The organism is Streptomyces sp. NPDC058000, from assembly GCF_042886435.1.
Classification (GTDB): Bacteria; Actinomycetota; Actinomycetes; order Streptomycetales; family Streptomycetaceae; genus Streptomyces.
This window is the reverse complement of record NZ_JBHVQS010000083.1, coordinates 1-16,658: the sequence shown is the minus strand read 5'-3', so window position 1 is coordinate 16,658 and position 16,658 is coordinate 1. Positions and strand designations below refer to the sequence as shown.

15 protein-coding genes and 1 pseudogene are annotated in these 16,658 nt (G+C 68.3%); 11 read left to right on the top strand and 5 right to left on the bottom strand.

From position 1 onward, the window contains the following. The first annotated feature begins 82 nt into the window (after nucleotides 1–82). Nucleotides 83–916, top strand: a complete 834-nt coding sequence (locus ACFVT2_RS39905) for a PIG-L family deacetylase (RefSeq protein ID WP_390026441.1) — start codon at nucleotides 83–85, stop codon at nucleotides 914–916. 262 nt (nucleotides 917–1,178) lie between these two features. On the opposite strand, the gene ACFVT2_RS39900 is transcribed toward ACFVT2_RS39905, so the two are convergent. The 3 genes from ACFVT2_RS39900 to ACFVT2_RS39890 all read right to left on the bottom strand — a co-directional run bounded on the left by ACFVT2_RS39900 (nucleotide 1,179) and on the right by ACFVT2_RS39890 (nucleotide 3,931). Further along, nucleotides 1,179–1,796: a phosphotransferase family protein gene (locus ACFVT2_RS39900; RefSeq protein WP_390026439.1), complete on the bottom strand. Its 618-nt coding sequence runs from the start codon at nucleotides 1,794–1,796 to the stop codon at nucleotides 1,179–1,181. Continuing rightward, nucleotides 1,703–2,863: an FAD-dependent oxidoreductase gene (locus tag ACFVT2_RS39895; protein WP_390026436.1), complete on the bottom strand. Its 1,161-nt coding sequence runs from the start codon at nucleotides 2,861–2,863 to the stop codon at nucleotides 1,703–1,705. The genes ACFVT2_RS39900 and ACFVT2_RS39895 overlap by 94 nt, the downstream gene beginning before the upstream one ends. A 120-nt stretch (nucleotides 2,864–2,983) precedes the next feature. Further along, a complete protein-coding gene (locus tag ACFVT2_RS39890; protein WP_390026433.1) occupies nucleotides 2,984–3,931 on the bottom strand; it encodes a Gfo/Idh/MocA family protein in 948 nt (315 codons plus the stop codon). A gap of 201 nt (nucleotides 3,932–4,132) precedes the next feature. Here ACFVT2_RS39890 and ACFVT2_RS39885 point away from each other — a divergent pair. After that, nucleotides 4,133–4,384 (top strand): annotated as a pseudogene (locus tag ACFVT2_RS39885) (SDR family oxidoreductase); the annotation flags it as partial. A 242-nt stretch (nucleotides 4,385–4,626) separates the two neighbouring features. Here the strand turns inward: ACFVT2_RS39885 and ACFVT2_RS39880 are convergent. Next, nucleotides 4,627–5,301: an HAD family hydrolase gene (locus ACFVT2_RS39880; protein ID WP_390026431.1), complete on the bottom strand. Its 675-nt coding sequence runs from the start codon at nucleotides 5,299–5,301 to the stop codon at nucleotides 4,627–4,629. A gap of 83 nt (nucleotides 5,302–5,384) precedes the next feature. Continuing rightward, complete coding sequence (locus tag ACFVT2_RS39875; RefSeq protein WP_390026429.1) at nucleotides 5,385–6,008, bottom strand: LysE family translocator; 624 nt, start codon at nucleotides 6,006–6,008, stop codon at nucleotides 5,385–5,387. Between the two features lie 624 nt (nucleotides 6,009–6,632). Between ACFVT2_RS39875 and ACFVT2_RS39870 the strand changes: the two genes are divergently transcribed. From ACFVT2_RS39870 to ACFVT2_RS39830, 9 genes are all read left to right on the top strand, one after another. Next, a complete protein-coding gene (locus tag ACFVT2_RS39870) occupies nucleotides 6,633–7,370 on the top strand; it encodes a WXG100 family type VII secretion target (RefSeq protein ID WP_390026427.1) in 738 nt (245 codons plus the stop codon). Next, complete coding sequence (locus tag ACFVT2_RS39865) at nucleotides 7,367–11,266, top strand: RHS repeat-associated core domain-containing protein (protein ID WP_390026425.1); 3,900 nt, start codon at nucleotides 7,367–7,369, stop codon at nucleotides 11,264–11,266. The genes ACFVT2_RS39870 and ACFVT2_RS39865 overlap by 4 nt, the downstream gene beginning before the upstream one ends. 5 nt (nucleotides 11,267–11,271) lie before the next feature. Next, the gene (locus ACFVT2_RS39860) at nucleotides 11,272–11,784 is read left to right on the top strand and encodes a hypothetical protein (RefSeq protein ID WP_390026424.1); all 513 of its coding nucleotides are present in this window, start codon (nucleotides 11,272–11,274) and stop codon (nucleotides 11,782–11,784) included. 38 nt (nucleotides 11,785–11,822) lie between these two features. Beyond that, nucleotides 11,823–12,002 (top strand): hypothetical protein, encoded by a 180-nt coding sequence (locus ACFVT2_RS39855; protein WP_390026422.1) that lies wholly within the window; start codon nucleotides 11,823–11,825, stop codon nucleotides 12,000–12,002. A gap of 344 nt (nucleotides 12,003–12,346) precedes the next feature. Beyond that, nucleotides 12,347–13,162: a class I SAM-dependent methyltransferase gene (locus ACFVT2_RS39850; RefSeq protein ID WP_390026472.1), complete on the top strand. Its 816-nt coding sequence runs from the start codon at nucleotides 12,347–12,349 to the stop codon at nucleotides 13,160–13,162. Nucleotides 13,163–13,746: 584 nt separating this feature from the next. After that, nucleotides 13,747–14,049, top strand: a complete 303-nt coding sequence (locus tag ACFVT2_RS39845; protein ID WP_390026420.1) for a maleylpyruvate isomerase N-terminal domain-containing protein — start codon at nucleotides 13,747–13,749, stop codon at nucleotides 14,047–14,049. Further along, entirely contained in the window at nucleotides 13,974–14,309 is a 336-nt protein-coding gene (locus ACFVT2_RS39840) for a hypothetical protein (protein WP_390026477.1), read from the top strand. Before ACFVT2_RS39845 ends, ACFVT2_RS39840 begins: the two co-directional genes overlap by 76 nt. A 234-nt stretch (nucleotides 14,310–14,543) precedes the next feature. Continuing rightward, nucleotides 14,544–15,356 carry a hypothetical protein gene (locus ACFVT2_RS39835; protein ID WP_390026418.1) on the top strand — a complete coding sequence of 271 codons (813 nt, stop codon included), beginning with the start codon at nucleotides 14,544–14,546 and terminating at the stop codon, nucleotides 15,354–15,356. A gap of 261 nt (nucleotides 15,357–15,617) precedes the next feature. Next, entirely contained in the window at nucleotides 15,618–16,409 is a 792-nt protein-coding gene (locus ACFVT2_RS39830; protein ID WP_390026416.1) for an SDR family oxidoreductase, read from the top strand. The last annotated feature ends 249 nt before the right edge of the window (nucleotides 16,410–16,658 follow it).

Genomic DNA, 16,658 nt, shown 5'->3' with positions numbered 1-16,658 from the left:
CGCCGATAGGACCGGGCCCCGGGATCGTGGCACGCCCGCCGCGCACTCGGACCGAGACGTATTTCTGTAGGAGGACTGTTTTATGACTGACCGGCCTTTGACGCTCATGGCGGTGCACGCCCACCCCGACGACGAGGCCACCGGAACCGGAGGAGTCCTCGCGCGGTACGCGGCGGAGGGCATCCGCACGGTTCTCGTGACGTGTACCGACGGCGGTTGCGGTGACGGACCGGGGGGTGTCAAGCCGGGCGATCCCGGGCACGATCCGGCGGCCGTCGCCTTGATGCGCCGTCAGGAACTCAAGGCGAGCTGCGACGTCCTGAAAGTCAGCGCTCTGGAGATGTTGGACTATGCCGACTCCGGGATGATGGGCTGGCCGAGCAACGACGCCCCCGGATCTTTCTGGCAGACCCCCGTGGAGGAAGGCGCCGCCCGACTCGCGGAGCTCATACGGCACTACCGACCCGATGTGGTCGTCACCTACGACGAGAACGGCTTCTACGGCCACCCCGACCACATCCAGGCCCACCGCATCACGATGGCGGCGCTGAAGCTGACCGCGCTGACACCGAAGGTGTACTGGACGACGATGCCCCGCTCGATGATGCAGCGGTTCGGTGAGATCGTGCGCGAGTTTCATGAGGACATGCCGGAGCCGGATCCTGCCGAGGCCGCCGCGATGGCCGAGATCGGCCTCCCCGACGATGAAATCACCACGTGGGTGGACACCACCGCGTTCAGCGGTCAGAAGTTCGACGCGCTGGCCGCGCACGCCAGTCAGGGCGAGGGCATCTTCTTCCTCAAGATGGGCAAGGAGAGGTTCGGCGAGTTGATGGGCGTGGAGACCTTCGTACGTGTCCAGGACGCCACCGGCGCGGCCGTACCCGAGAACGATCTCTTCGCCGGACTGCGCTGATCCGCCCGCCCGCCCGACCGGGGCCCGGGAAAGCTCATCGGCCGCACGGCGCGATCGAGCATGCTCACACACCCGGGGACTTGTCCACGCGGGTTGCGCTCCGGCAACCCGCGACCAGGACCGCAGGCCCTCGCCGGCGGCCTCGACGCATGCCCGCACGCGAACACCGAACCGGTCACGGGAACGCTCACTCTTACCCCGGCTGCATGGTCCGCCCCCTGCCGGGTCAAGGGGCAGGGCAGGACCGGACGTCGGCACGGCGTCATGTCCGGCTGGTTACTTGCGGTGTGGACTTCAGGGTCGATGCCGAGCGCGGCGAAGCGGGCGGCCAGATCGTCCACCCACTCTGATGGTGTCCGATGATCCGCCAGGGGGATACCGGCCTCGTTGCGCCACAGCGCGTCGTTGAGGCGTTGCGCAGATGCCAGGCCATCAACCGCTCGGGGGAGAGCTGCCGTCCGGCGATCTGCTGGTACTGACGCATGACGGCGGTCAACAACTCCACACCCGGGTCCATCCCGGGACCAGGAATAGCGCGCAGGTCATATTCCGGCTCGGCGACCCCGACGGTCTCGAAGTCCACCACCAGCCGGAGTTCGTCCTGATCCCACACCTGGTTGTCGCCACGCAGGTCGCCGTGGACCAGCACGGCCGGGCCGGGGAACGCCGGCACGGCGTCGGCCCAGTCGCACCAGCGCATGACGGTACGGCGCCGCTCCGGCAGGATCCATCGCGCCAACCGCTCGGGCAGCTCTGCGGACCGGGCCATGCTCTCGCGCTTGGCTGTCAGGAAGGTTGGACCTCGTCGAAGAGGGCGAGGGCTTTGGAGGGGTCCGGGCTCACGAGGCGTTGCAGACCAGTCATCGTGATGTTCGCCCACCTGCCGGCCCGTGCCCACATCTGTTCCTCGAAGGCGCGGACGGCCTCGTCCAGATCTCCGGGGCCGGAGGCGGCGGCGACGGACTCGGCGAGTTCGGCGCCTTCCAGCATCGCGAGGTTCGCGCCCGCCCCCAACGGGGGCATCAGGTGGGCGGCGTCGCCCAGTAGCGTCACCCCGGGGACGTGGGCCCAGGTGTGGGACACGGGAAGGGCGTAGAGGGGGCGGTGGACGAAAGCCGTGCCGTGGCGGAGGAGGTCGAGGACGGGAGCGGCCCAGCCGTCGAACAGAGCCAGCAGGCTTGATCGCACGGCCTCGACGTCGGCCAGGCCCAGGCCCGCACGCTGGTTCAGGCCCATATGCCGGTCCGGGTTCATGTGCCAGTCCAGCTCCACGCGGAACTGGGCGTATACCTTGACGTGGCCGCCGCTGTTGCGCTGGGCGACGAGCGCGCGGTTCACGCCGTACACAGCCACGGAACCGTCGCCGACCAGCCGGGCGAGGTCGGGGTGGCGGGTGTCGACGTCGTCCAGGGAGGTCTCGACCAAGGTGACGCCGGTGTACTGCGGCGTCACGGACGAGACCGCCGGGCGGACCCGGGACCAGGCACCGTCCGCGCCGATCACGAGGTCGAACGTCTCCTGTCGCCCGTCCGCGAAACGGACCAGCACGCCATCCCGGCTCTTCGGCACTACCTCCGTCACGTCCCGCCCCCACTGAACGTCCAGCGGCCCGAGCAACAGGTCACGGAGTTGCCCGCGGTCGATCTCGGGATTGGCCCGGTCACCCGGACGAGGTTGCCAGTCGCGAAGGACGGTCCCGTCCGCGTCCAGGATGCGCATGGCCTGCCCCTCGGGACGGGACAGCGCCTGGAACTCCGCCAGCACCCCCGCCTTCTCCAGCGCCAGTTGACCCAGCCCCTCGTGCAGGTCCAGCGTGCCGCCCGCGGGACGGGCGTCGCGGGCGGGATCGCGTTCGAGGACGGTGACAGGGCGCCCCTGACGGTGCAGGACGCGGGCGAAGGCAAGGCCGGCGGGGCCGCTGCCGATCACGGCGATACGGGGTCTCATGTCGATACAACGTACGGCTCTCACCAAGCCGGTCCCGCCCCGTCACCGAACCGAAACGACTACAGCCTCCTCTTCAACCGCGAAGCGGGTGGTAGCGGTGAGGGGTGACCATCCCTGATGTCATCGGGGGCCGTTGACGCGGTGGTGGACGTCGAGGGTGAGGGCGAGGGCGTCCAGGGTGGACTCGGGCGGGATCTCGTTGGTCTCCTGGCCGCGCAGGCAGGCCAGGACGTGTTCGATCAACGCCGTGTACTGGTCGGCCGGAGGCAGGGTCAGTTCCCGGGCCCCGTCGGGGGTGTGGGCGGTAAGGGTGCCGGTGGGCTTGCCGTCGAAGCCCATCGTGCCGGTGGAGTCCAAGACCCCGTGGGTGAAGGTGGCGGTCCAGCCGCCCCGGGCGCCCCAGCTCATCGGCATCAGCGAGGAGACCTCGGTCCGTGCCAGGGCCGTGTCCTCGAAGGCGAGGGAGACCTCGACGGTCGCGCTGTCGGCGTCCCGGGCCAGGGCCCGCACGGCGACGTCGGTGGGCGTCCCCAACAACCGGGTGATGATGTCCAGGTCACTGTGAAGTGCTTCCAGGGGCAGGGCCCGCAGCCCGAGGGAGGCGCCCGGCCACAGGTGCGCGGTCCGGTTGTGGAGCGTCAGCTGCTCCAGCCGCCCGTACGCCCCGTCCCGCACGGTCTCGAAGAGGACGCGGTTCGCCGGGATGAACCGCTCGAACATGTCCACGAAGACTTGCCGGTCTGCGCGGTCCCGGGCGGCGATCACCCGCCGGGCGTCGTCGAGGTCGCCGGCCAGCGGAAGTTCCACCAGGACGTGCCGACCGGCCTCCAGGGCCCGTACCGCGGTCTGCGCGTGAAGGGCGATGGGCAGGCAGATGTCCACCAGGTCGAAGTCGTCGCCCGCGAAGGCGGAGTCGAGGTCGGTGGAGGCGACGTGCCCGAACCGTCCGGCGATCTCGGCGGTGCGGGCCGGGTCCCGCCCGAACATCACCACCTCCACGTCCTGGCGCGCGGCGTAGACCGCCGCGTGCGCCTGCCCGAAGTTCGTCCCCAACAACGCGATCCGCATGTGGTTCTCTCCTTTGTCACCCGGGTGTCGACCCGCCCCGCATCCGGCGGGCCGCTTCGTTGTGTCGCGTCCCCCGGGGCCGGCCGCGCGGCCGGCCCTCGGTGTTCGTCGGATGCCCCGTCAGACGCCGGCCCCCGTCGGGTCTGTGATGGGCATGGAGAAGAGACCGAAGCGGTTGCCGCGCGGGTCGATCAGCCGGCTTTGAAGCGGTTCGCGGCGGAGGCGGGGCTGGCGGGCGGCGCCGAGGCGGCATACCAGGAGGCGAACCGTCTGACTCCCGCCGGGCGGCCGGGTGATCCGCAGGAGGTCGCCGAGGCGATCGACTGGCTGCTGTCGCCCGCCGCGTCCTACGTCAACGGGGCCGTCCTCACCGTCGACGGCGGGGTGACCACGGTCGGCGTCGGCGGCGCCGCCTTCGACCACCGGATCGAGGCGCGCACCCCGCGCTTGTAGCGGACTACCAAACAGGCCCGTTCCACAGGGCCCGTGGCGGGGCTGAAAGCCATGGCGGGGCCAGGAACCCATGGCGGGGCCAGGGCCCCGGAAAGAGGCCGGGCATGGACGGCGCCCTACGCGGTGTCTGGCAGGTTGTGTGAGCGGGTTGTGCGAGCGGGTTGTTGTGTCCCTCATCGTCTCGGTCCACCCCAACGGCGCGGAGTGAGCAGCATCTGTCAACTCGCATCAACACGAGTGGGTCAGCGGACCGTGCCGTCTCCCAGTTGCCCGGCCCAGTCCAGCAGTTCGCGTTCGGCCAGGCTGGTGCCCAGCCAGTCGTGGTCGAGGTCGGCTCCTGAAAGGGACGGTACTACTGCGACGTAGAGCCCGGCAGCACGCGCCGAGGCAATGCCTGTGGCCGAGTCCTCGAATGCGACGGAACGCTGCGGGGCCGCACCGAGTTTCTCGCATGCCGTGAGGTAGAGCTCTGGTGCGGGCTTGGGGGAGCGCACTTCGTCGGCGGCGAACGTGTGGGTGAAGTAGTCGGTGAGGCCGGCCGACCGCAGTGCCGCGTCCAGCAGTTCCCTTGGACTGTTGCTGGCTACGGCGATGGGTACGGCCGCCCGGCAGGCGCGCACCAGTTCCGCCGCCCCGGGGAGGGCTGCGGAGCCTCGGGAAAGCTCTTTGCGGACTCTTTCGAGGAGTTCGGCGGCGAGTTCGGCACCGGCACCGGGGCGCCCGAGGTACTGGGCCATGGCCTCTCCGGCGGCCTCCAGGGTGCGGCCGATGACCAGGGCTTTCTGTTCGGGACCGAAGGGATGGCCGTGTGCCGCGAAGATGGCCGTTTCCGCAACGGTCCAGCAGGCTTCGGTGTCGACCAGCAGGCCGTCGCAGTCGAAGACCACGGCTTCGGTGTTGGTGGGGAGCGAGCGCATGCAGATGTCCTTTCGCTTTGGATGAAGCGCGGATCGCGCGTTCGGCGGCTGCCGGCGGCCTTGCGGCTGCGTCGACTGGCGCCTCACTGTCCGAGCGCGAGCCGGATACCGAAGGCGGCGATGACCGTCCCGGTGATGCGGTCGAGGTAGCGGCGGGCCGAGGGCCGTTGCAAGCGGTCTCGGAGCACGTGTGCGAAGGCGATCAGCGTGCAGGCCCAGATGACGGCCAGGAGGATGTGGACACCAGCCAGGAGCATGCCCGCAGCCAGGGACGAGGCGCCGGCGGGGATGAACTGCGGGAGCACCGCGACATAGAAGGCGCCCATCTTCGGATTGAGGAGATTGGCCACGAACCCTTGCCGCCAGCCGCCGAGCAGAGTGTCGCCGGCACCCGTCCTGAACTCGCCCTCGCCCAGGGCCTCCACTGTCGGCGGGCCCTGGCTCGATGAGTGGCGCCGGGTGGCCCACAGCAGTCTGCCGCCCATCCACACCAGGTACGCGGCCCCGGCCCAACGAAGAGCCTCGTAGGCGAGGTGAGACGCGGTCAGCAGTGCAGTCACACCGAGCGAGGTGAGCACGCCCCAGACCAGCGTGCCGCTCTGGATGCCGAGGACCACACCCCAGGCACGACGGCGGTGCCCGAGCGCCGCGGTGCGCAGGATGAGGGCGGTATCCAGCCCGGGAGTAAGCGTGAGAAGTCCCACCATCAGGGCGAAAGTACCTATTGCGTCTGGGGTGATCATGAGCGATCACCCTAGGTCGGGAGCCGTGAGGCGTCCACATTCCTGCCCGGCATCGGGCAGGAATTGCGGTATTCGACTCTGAGCTTGCGCATCGCACCTCACGATGAGGTCTCCGGGGTGCGCCACAAGTGATGGGGTGAGTCGGCCGGACTCAGCGGGCTTTTCCCAGGGGCGGCGGAGGTCAGTGGCCAGTGTCCAGGCGAGGCGGAGTTGGGTGCGAGCCGACCAACCCCATCACCGATGCCACCGATCAACTCCCCATTGCCGGGGACGAACTGACGCACGATCCCTCCCGCATCGGCACCGGAACCATGCCTGACCAGCGGAAACCTGCCGATCGCATCCGTAAGGCAACGGCTTCGGCATGCGTCGCGTAGATGCCGGAGAATCACGTGCTGACATGCCAAGTTGAGGTGCGGTCACATGCTCGCGCTCCACTGCCGTCGGCTGAAGGAGTACCAGGGCAGCGATTGCCTGTTTCTGGGCATATCGCTGACGGCATCCAAGGTGTGACTTTGCCGACCCTTTGTGCGCCCTTGGCCCTCATCTGATGGGCCGTTGCGTCGGTAGTGCTGAGGGGGGATCACTATGGCTATTGAGCTGCCTGATGAGGTGGTGTCGTTCCTTCAGTTCATCGGGGTGAACTGGCCGAGCGTCAATGAGGACAAGGTCCGTGAATTCGCATCCCATGTAAGGGATTTCGCGCAGAAGCTGGACGACACCCACAAGGACTCCACCTCGACGATCCACCAGTTGGCCGAGGTGTATCAGGGGGCGTCGTACGAGGCGTTGCTGGCGAAGTGGGGTCAGCTGTCCAACGGGCACATGACGGAGCTGGTCAATGCCTGTCACACGGTGGCCACCGCGTTGGATGTTGCGGCGGACACGATTGTGGCGATGAAGGTGGAGGCGATCGGTGAACTGATCGTCTTGGCCATCACGTTCGTGGCCGATCAGGCCGCTGCCGTGGCCACGTTGGGGATCGCGGAGGCGGCCGAGGCGCTGGTCATCGCGGCCGGCAAGAAGCTCATCAAGTTCCTTGAGGATCAGTTGGAGCAGTACATCATCGGGCAGGTCATCGAGGCGGCGATCAATCCGTTGGTGGAGGTGGTCGGTAAGGCGGTGAGCGGCATGGTCTTCCAGGCCGCCGAGTCCGCACTCGGCGTCTCCGCCGGTGGCGGGGGAGGGGGCGGCGCGGGGGAGAGCTTCTCCATCCATCCGGAGGAGTTGCACAAGCGCGCCGAAACGCTGCGTGGGCATGCGCAGACCGTGGCGTCGCACGCCGCTGAATTCGAGTCGAAGGCTGCGGGGGTGAGCTTCGAGTGAGCAACCGGATCGTCAAGGCGCTGGAGCACGGCGCGGAGAAGCTGGGCAAGACCATTGCCAAGGACGCGAGCAAGGCCGTCCAGGACCTGTACCACGGTGCAGGTGACCGGCTGAAGAAGGTCGCCACCAACCACGCCGAGAACGACGCCAAACACGCCGCGGAACTCGACAAGCTCCTCAAGGGCGGCAAGCACGACCCGAAGGCTCCGCATACGTCCCTCAACTCCGCGGGCAAGGGGGCCGGTCGGCCGGGCAAGAGGGATCCGTCCCTCGCTGGCCCGAGCAGGAGTGGCCAGCCTTCGCACGGCAACATCGGCTGCCACACTGCCGGCGACCCGGTCGATGTGGTCTCCGGCCAGATGATCACCAATGCCCGTGACCTGGAACTCCCCGGCCTCCTGCCTCTGGTCCTGCGCCGCGCATACGCGTCCGGATACACCGGAGGACGCCTTCACGGTCCGGGCTGGTCGTCCACCATCGACCAGCGCATCGAGATCGACACCAAAGGCATTCACTACGCCGGCGACGACGCACAGATCCTGCACTACCCCCTACCCGCCCACGAGGGAGAGCAGGTCCACCCCGAGACCGGCGCACGCTGGCCGCTGACCTGGGATCAGCACACAGACACCGTTCGCATCGAGGACCCCGACCGCGGGTGGACCCGCCACTTCGCCGTATCGGGAACAGCCGCCGGCCCGGAGCGCAACACCCGCGCGATATCCGAGATCACCGACCGCAACGGCCACCGCATCACCTTCGTCCGCGACGAGACAGGGATGCCGACGGAGGTGCGCCACAGCGGCGGCTACCGGATCGCTGTCGACACGATTCCCACCTCGGCGGGCCTGCGCATCGAGGGCCTGCGGCTCCTGGACGGCGCACGCACCGGCCCTGGCATCGCGATCGTCGGCTACGAGTACTACCCGGACGGCCGCCTGGCCGGGATCGTCAACTCCTCCGGCCTGCCCTACGAGTACGAGTACGACGACGCCGACCACATCACGGCCTGGATCGACCGCACCGGCCAGACCTACACCTACGTCTACGACGAAAGCGGCCGGGTCATCCGTGGCATCGGAGAAGACGGCGAACTCTCCACTCAGTTCCACTACGACACCGTCCGGCGAATAACCACTGTCACCGACAGCCTTGGCCACCCCACCGAATACCACTACGACGACCAGCACCGCGTCATCACCACCGTCGACCCGCTCGGGCAGGCCACTCACACCGGATACGACAGCCTCGGCCGCGTCATCTCCCGCACCGACGAGATCAACCGGACCACCGGCTTCGACCTCAACCACCACGGGGACCCGGTCCGCATCACCGACCCGGCCGGCGGCACCGTCGAACTCGACTACACCGAACTACGCCAGATCGCAGCCATCAGACAGAGCGGCGAGCAGATCGCAGCGTTCACCTACGACCACAACGGCAACCTCCTGACCACCACCGATGCGACCGGCGCCCGCACACACCGCCAGTACGACACCCAGGGCCGCCTGACCACGGTCACCGACCCCCTCGGCCACAGCCGACACCTCCAGACCAACCCGGCCGGCCTGATCACCGCCGTCACCGACGCCCTGGGCAACACCGCCCGCGTCACCTACGACGCCTTCGGCCGCACCATCGCTTTCACCGACCCGCTTGGAGCCACCACCTGCCTCACCCGGCGCACCGAAGGCGAGATCACCGAACGCCGCCACCCCGACGGCACCATCGAGACCTGGACCTACGACCCCGAAGGCAACGTCACCGAGCAGTGCGACCAAGTCGGCGCACTCACCCGCTTCACCATCGGCCCCTTCGGCCGACTGACCGGACGCACCCTTCCCGACGGCGAAGAACAGCGGTTCACCTACGACACCGAACAACGGCTCCTCTCGGTCAGCACCAACGGCGCCACCTGGAACTACCGCTACGACGCAGCCGGACACCTCGTCGGCGAATCAGACTTCAACGGCCACAGCCTCACCTACCGCCTCGACGGCGCCGACCAACTCCTGGAAACCACCGACACAGCCGGAAACACCACCACTTTCACCTACGACGTCCTCGGACAGCTCATCGAGCGCCGCAACTCCGACGGCTCGACAACCACCCTCACCTATGACACGCACGGCCTGCTCAAGCAGATCGCAAGCCGCGGCATCGCCCTGCACTACGACTACGACAAACGCGGCCGCGTCCTGGCCGAGACCGTCAACGGCCGCTCCACCACCTACACCTACGACCAGCTCGGCCGCCGCACCAGCCGCACCACCCCCACCGGCATCACCTCGAACTGGTCCTACGACGCCAACAACCAACCCACCAACCTCACCGGCACGCTCGGCTCCCTGGCCTTCGCCTACGACCTGGCCGGACAGGAAACCACCCGTTTCCTCGGCAGCGGCGCGGCCCTCACCCAGACCTGGGACGCCTGTCACCGCCTGAGCGCCCAATCCCTTTGGGCCCTCGACCGCAGCACGCAGTCCGCCAGCCAGGCATACACCAGCATCCAGGAACGGACCTACGCCTACCGCCCCGACGGCCTGCCCAGCGCCGTCACCGACCGCCGCCGCGGACGCCGCCGATTCGACCTCACACCCGCCGGCCGCATCACCCGCGTCACGGCAGACAACTGGACCGAAACCTACGCCTACGATGCCCTGGGCAACATCACACAGGCCCGGGACACCCACGAACCCCACGCCGCAACCGCCGGCGAGCGCGCCTACACCGGATCGCTCCTGCGCACCGCGGGACGCACCTCCTACGACTACGACGACCAAGGCCGCCTGGTGCGCATGCTGGTGCGCACCCTCTCCGGGAAACGTAGTGAGTGGCGCTACCGGTGGGGCCCAGAGGACCGGCTGGTCAGGGTCGACACCCCCAGCCGCGGATCGTGGGTGTACGACTACGACCCGCTGGGCCGTCGCATCGCCAAGCGCCGCCTCGGACAGCGCGACGGCCAGACCATCGCCGTCGAGACCGTCGTCTTCACCTGGGAAGGCGCGAAGCTGATCGAACAGTTCAGCACGGACGACGACGGAAGCCGCCGCACGGTCACCTGGGACTGGGAACCCGGCTCGTGGAGGCCCCTTTCGCAAACCGAACGCACATGGGCCACGGACGCGGACAACGGCCAGAGCAAGGTCGACGAGCGCTTCTTCGCCATCGTTACCGACCTCGCCGACACCCCCAGCGAACTGGTGACCACGGACGGGCGCGTCGTCTGGACCGCTGACGAAGACCTATGGGGAGCCGGGCGCGGTGCCCAGCGGGCCTGCCCCCTCGGAAGGCCGGGCCAGTACCACGATGACGAGACGGGCCTGCAGTACAACCTCTACCGCTACTACGACCCGGCCACTGGCCGCTACCTGAGCACCGACCCCCTCGGCGTGCAAGCCGGCCCCAACCCGCACGCCTACGTCCCCAACCCCCTCTACTGGATCGACCCCCTCGGCCTGGCAAAGCAGCCCTCGGGCATGGGCGGTTGGTACGGCAAACTCCAGCCCGCCAACTGGACCGACGGAAGCGACAACACCCGCTACGAAATCAACCACCTGCCAGCCAAGGACTGCTACCTCAACCTCGGTCTTCCCACCGACCTCAAGGAGTCCACCGGGCCCGCCATCCGCATGGAGTACGACGACCACCGCGACTTCATCAGCACCGGATCCGGCAAGATCAACGACAAGTGGCGAAGAGACCAGGAAGCCCTCATCAGACAGGGCAAGTTCGATGAGGCAATGAAGAAGGACATCGACGAGATCCGAAGGAAGCACGGCACCAAGTACGACGCCGCCATCAAAGAGATGGTCGACTCCCTGCCACACAACCGTAAGTTCCAGAAGTACCTGGCAGACAACGGCTGGAAGATCAGAACCTGCCTCCTACAATGACCGCCATGGAAATCGAACTGGACCCGCCGAACGGCATCACAGGCTTCCCTCTGGGCATGCCGGCCGAAGCCGTCAAAGCCGCAGCCGCGGAACTGGGCGAGATCAAAGTCCGGGACGAGGACGCCCCGGACTTCTTCCACCCCATGCGGATCCTCACTCTGCACCCTCAGTTCGAGATCAACTTCGTCATGGAAGGCGCCAAAACCCTCGAATACGCCGAACTGTGGATCCCCCGTCCCGGCCCCGAGGAGATCACGGTCCGCTTCCGCGGCATCGACGTCTTCCGCACACCGGCCCTCCAACTGATCCGGCAGATCGAAGACATGGGCTACACCGTCCTGCACGACGAGCCCAGCTACTGGGTCGTGCCCCGTCTCTCACTCGGCTTCACCCGCACAGCCGGACACGAGGTACCGCTCGATACCGACGGCGAACCGCTGTACTTCCAGGCCGTCCTCACCGGACCGACCGACTACTACGACTACAAGCTCGACAGAACAGACGGCAGGACGATGTGAGGTCCTTCTCCCTGGCGAACGGGAGCACAGGTGCGGCGGTGGGTACGCGCCGCCTGGAGAGCGGCATGGGATTCACGCGGCTGAGCCCGGAGACCGGCGCAGCCGAGTTCTTTCTGCCCGCCAGGAAGCTGTACGAGAAGTTCGGGCTCGTCCGGTGCGAGCCGTTCGCGGACCACCAACCCGACTCGAACAGTACGTTCATGACGAAGCCCCTCTAAAGGATCTTGATCCACAGGTCTCGACTATTTCTTTGGGGAAAACGGGGCTCTGTCGAAGACCTTGTGATCGGGCCCGTGCTCGGCGGTCGGTCCGGCACGTTGTCGTCGGTGTGGTTCGCGAAGTGGCTCTGTTCACGAGTTCCGGCTCTGGTCCACTTCGTGTGGTCGCGTACACAGGGTGACTGTTGGTCTTCGCCTAATGGTGGTTCTAGTGGTCGCAGGCGGTCAGTGCGCGCATGGCTGGCTGGTCGCGCATGAACCTGGCTCCCCTCATCAGGCCCTTGGAATCGATCATCTAGGCTGGCGCGGTGACTGATGAGCAGGAGCGGGTGCAGCCGTCGGGAGTGTGGGCCACGGCGGTGGGTGTGGCCAGGGTGCGGGCGCTGGAGACCGAGCGGGAGAACGCGCTGTTCCGCGACCCACTGGCACGGGCCTTCGCCACCGCCGGCGGCCTGTGGCCCTCCTCGCCGCCGCTGCCCGATGACGAGGCCGCGCGACGCCGCCGACTGGCCGTGTCGTACTCCATCGTCATCAGGACGAAGTTCCTCGACGACCTGTTGCAGCAGGCCTCCGCGTCCGGGGTCCGGCAGGTCGTGCTGCTCGGCGCCGGCATGGACAGCCGGGCCTTCCGGATCGACTGGCCCGAGGGCACCCGGCTGTTCGAGGTCGACACCGCCGCGCCACTGGACTTCAAGGCTTCGGTGCTGCGCCAGGAGCGGGCCGTCGCACGCTGCGAGCGGATCACCGTCGCGGTGGATCTGCGTGAGGACTGGCCAGGCGCGCTGGCCGCCGCAGGGCACGACCCGGCGGTGCCGACCGTGTGGATCGCCGAAGGACTGCTGATCTATCTGCCCCAGGACGCGGTGGAGCTGCTGCTGGCCCGGATCAGCGCGCAGTCGGCGGCAGGCAGTCGGATGGGGCTGACGTTGGGCTCGCGCGGCGTGATCGAGCGCTTCGGCGCGGACGCCGCGCCGGGATCGGCGGCGTCCATGTGGGTCTCGGAGATGCCCGACGACCCGGTGGGCTGGCTGGCCGGGCACGGCTGGGAGGCCGACAGTCACACCCTGCGCGAGCGCGCTGCCGCCTACGGCCGCCCGATCAGCACTCCGCCGCAGCACGAGGAGCGGCCCGGCGCACTGATCTCGGCGGTCCGCCGGTAGAGCACCTCCCGGTTCCCTGGATGATCGATTCCAAGGGGGCCTGATGAGTGCAGCCAGGTTCATGCGCGGCCAGCCGGCCATGCGCGCACTGACCGCCTACGACCACTGAAGCTCGCCCGAAAATCGCCTGGCTGGACGGTGGTGTGGTCGACAGTCCTTCGCCGTGGACGAAGTGCTGCCGCAATTGAACGAGCTGCTGCTTTCCTCGGTCGAGGGCGTGTCGGCGGAATCGGTCGAGGTGATCGACACGGTCATCCGGGTCGAGGCCCGTACGACCGCAGGGCGGGCGGCCTGTCCGGGGTGCGGGCGCTGGTCGGAAGCTGTGTTCCGGGACCGGTCCGCGGTCGATGGACGGCACCCTCATGCCAACGCCAACGGCGCCCGTGTGATCTGTGTTGCTGGACGAAAGCAGTACAGCCATTGTGCCGATCTGGAAGTCCAGGCACAGCGGCGCCCGTGTGTCCGGCGAGCATGCTCCTCAATCTGCAGCGTGGACTGTCCCACTTCCAGGTCGGTTCCCCCGCACGAGCTCGACGGCCGATTTCCGCCGGCACGTCGCCTCCGGTACCCGGCACGCTTGGATCATGTCTTACCGCTTCGCCGGCGTCATCGACCGCTATCTACTCTCCAGTTCCGAGTTCGGCCGCAGGTTGTGCGCGGTCCGGCCCGAACAGTGGACGGCAGCCACCCCCTGCACCGAGTGGGAGGTCCGGCACCTCGTCAACCACATGACCCGGGGCAACCTCACTTCCTCCGGCTCCGGGACGAGGACGCCCTGGGCGGCGATCCGGTGGGCGCGTACACCCGCTCGGTGCGGAGATGTGCCGCGGCGTTCCGAAGGCCGGGCGCCCTCCAACAGGTCCTGGACTACCCCCTCGGCCCGGTGACTGGTGAACAGGCCCTCGCCATCCGGACCACGGACGCGACCATTCACACCTGGGACCTGGCCCGGGCAATCAACGCTCCCGAGGAACTCGATCCGGGGCTCGTCGCTTGGATCGAGGATCATCTCGTCGAAATCTACGCCGGCTTGGCGGAGTCGCCCGTCTCCGCCGACACCACCCACCGCTTCTTCGCAGCCCCAGGAACTCCCCTCCTGACCGGGGAAGCCCAGCAGGCCCGGTTGCTGCGGTTGATGGGCCGCTGAGCGAGAGGGAAGGCGAGCTCGGCTCTTCGACATCTGCGGCATGACCAGCACCTTTCACCAGGAGCATCTCGACGCTGCCCCGGCAAGAGACCTGGTGCCTCCCAAACTCAACTGCTCGATAAAGCCAGGGCAGGTCAGGGCAGGCAGCAGCGGGGGAGGGCGCCTCTGCCGCCGGAGGATCCGCGGGCCATTCTGGCTCCGGTCGACCTGGTGTGGGCGCGGCTGGAGCGTCCGGTGGCTCGTCGTCTGGTGGAGGCTGCGGCGCGCCGTGAACTGGCCTGGGTGGCGGGACACGTGGGACGTGCCGATGGGGCGGCGGTCCTTGCTGACCGGCTCGCCCGGCGCCTGGGTGAGCAGATGCGGCTGGGCGCCCCGATCGCGGACCCGGTGGGTTGGCTGATGGGTCGGGCGCTGCCGCGTCGGCAGGACTGTGCTGAGCCGCGGTGCGACGACGGCGTGCTGCTGGGCTCGGGCCGGGACGGCCCGCGGTGCGAGGACCGGCAGCTCGACCGTCGTGCGCAGCGCTGCGCGGTCGCGGCCTCCGTCGACGCTGCGATGCCCGGGGCCCCCGAGGCTGAGCGGCGGGCGGCTACCGAGCGGCAGTTGCACCGGGACGTGATGGCCAGGGCGTGGGCCCGCGAGCGGGAGTGGGCACAGGTCCGAGCCTGGCAGGCGGTCGTCGCAGCCCGCGCCGAAGCCGCGGCCGCGGCCGCGCGGCCCGAGGAGAACGTCTCGGTCGTTGCGCCGGCACCGGTCGTCTTGCCCGCGCCCCGCTCGGCCGCCGTCGCTCCCGAGCCGGAGCAGGAGTCGGAGTTCGAGGGCATCGACGACGACCAGGAGCTGGTCCTCGAAGATCTGACCCGCGAACAGCTCCTGGACTGGCGCAACCGCGCCGCCGCCGACCACCAGATCGTCCACGACCACATTGCCCGATACGGCGAACACTCAGCACAGCGCCTGTTCACCAGGGTCCTCGTCGCGACCGTGCAACGCCTGTCGGGCCTGGAGCACCTGGAGCTCGGCTACACCCCGTGGGGGCGGGCATGAACGACGGCGAGGTGTCCGGCGTCGACGCGCCCCGGGGCGCGATGCCCTCCGCGGTGGAGGTGGTGCGGCCAGGAAGTCACCGAGCCAGTGTGCCGACCCGCCGTCCCAGAGGACGGCCGTTTCCGGGAAGAGGCACCACCGGATGATCACCGTTCCGGACATGCCGCCATAGCGGTATGTTCCTCTGGTGCTGGTGTGGCCCGGCGACCGGGAGTGTCAGGGCAGTCGCGCGGTGCCCGACGACTGGCAGGAGAGGCTGAAATGACGTCACACACGGGGTTCGCCGGGCGGACGTATGTCGTCACCGGTTCCGCATCCGGTATCGGCGCCGCGACTGCGGCGCTGCTGCGAGAGCGTGACGCCAAGGTCATAGGGTGCGACCTCGATGGTGCCGAGGTCCAGGCCGATCTGTCCACACCCGATGGCCGGCAGTCGCTGGTGGACCAGGTGACCGAGTACGGGCCGATCGACGCGGTACTCGCCATCGCGGGAGGCGGCAAGACCGGTTTGCTTGAAACAAACTATTTCGGTGCCGTGGCGACGCTGGAGGGTCTTCGGCCGCTGCTGGCACAGAGCCCGGCGCCCCGAGCCGTGGCCGTATCGTCGACCTCATCGCTGGCACCGGCCAACGAGCGTGTAGTGCAAGCCTGTCTCGACGGTGACGAGGCCGCCGCCGTTGCCTGTCTCGAAGCCGACCCCTCGCTCGGTGGCCCTACTGGCGGCTACGGAATCGCGAAGCGGGCGTTGAATCGCTGGGTGCGCAGGGCCGCCCCGACCTCCGAGTGGGCCGGCGCCGGCATTGCCCTCAACGTCGTTGCCTCGGGTGTCGTCGACACACCCGCGGCAGCCTGGATCTTTGCCGACGAAGCCGTACGCACCGCTGTCGAGACCGCTGCACCACAACCGTTCGGCGGTTTCCCGGGACGACCGGAATGGGTCGCTGAGCTCATCTGCTGGCTGACCAGCGCGGACAACCGCTTCGTCACCGGTCAGGTCATCTTCGCCGACGGAGGCTCGGAAGCCGCAGCGGTCGGTGACCACCACTGGCGATGATGAGGAGGGTGACAGGTCGCCCCGGCAGATCCGCACGCTGGCCCTATCGCCAGGACGGCTCGACCAACCACCCATTCGGCACCGCCGAGTTCACGTCTCACCACACGAGTGCTCCACCCACTCAGAAGCAGCGTTGATCTCAACTCCGGACAGGCCCTTAGGGGCTGTCTGTGGTTGTGATCAATCGGCTTGCAGGAGACTGCCGATCCAGATGGTCGCTGCGCGGAGATGGAGTCCGGCGAGGTAGCT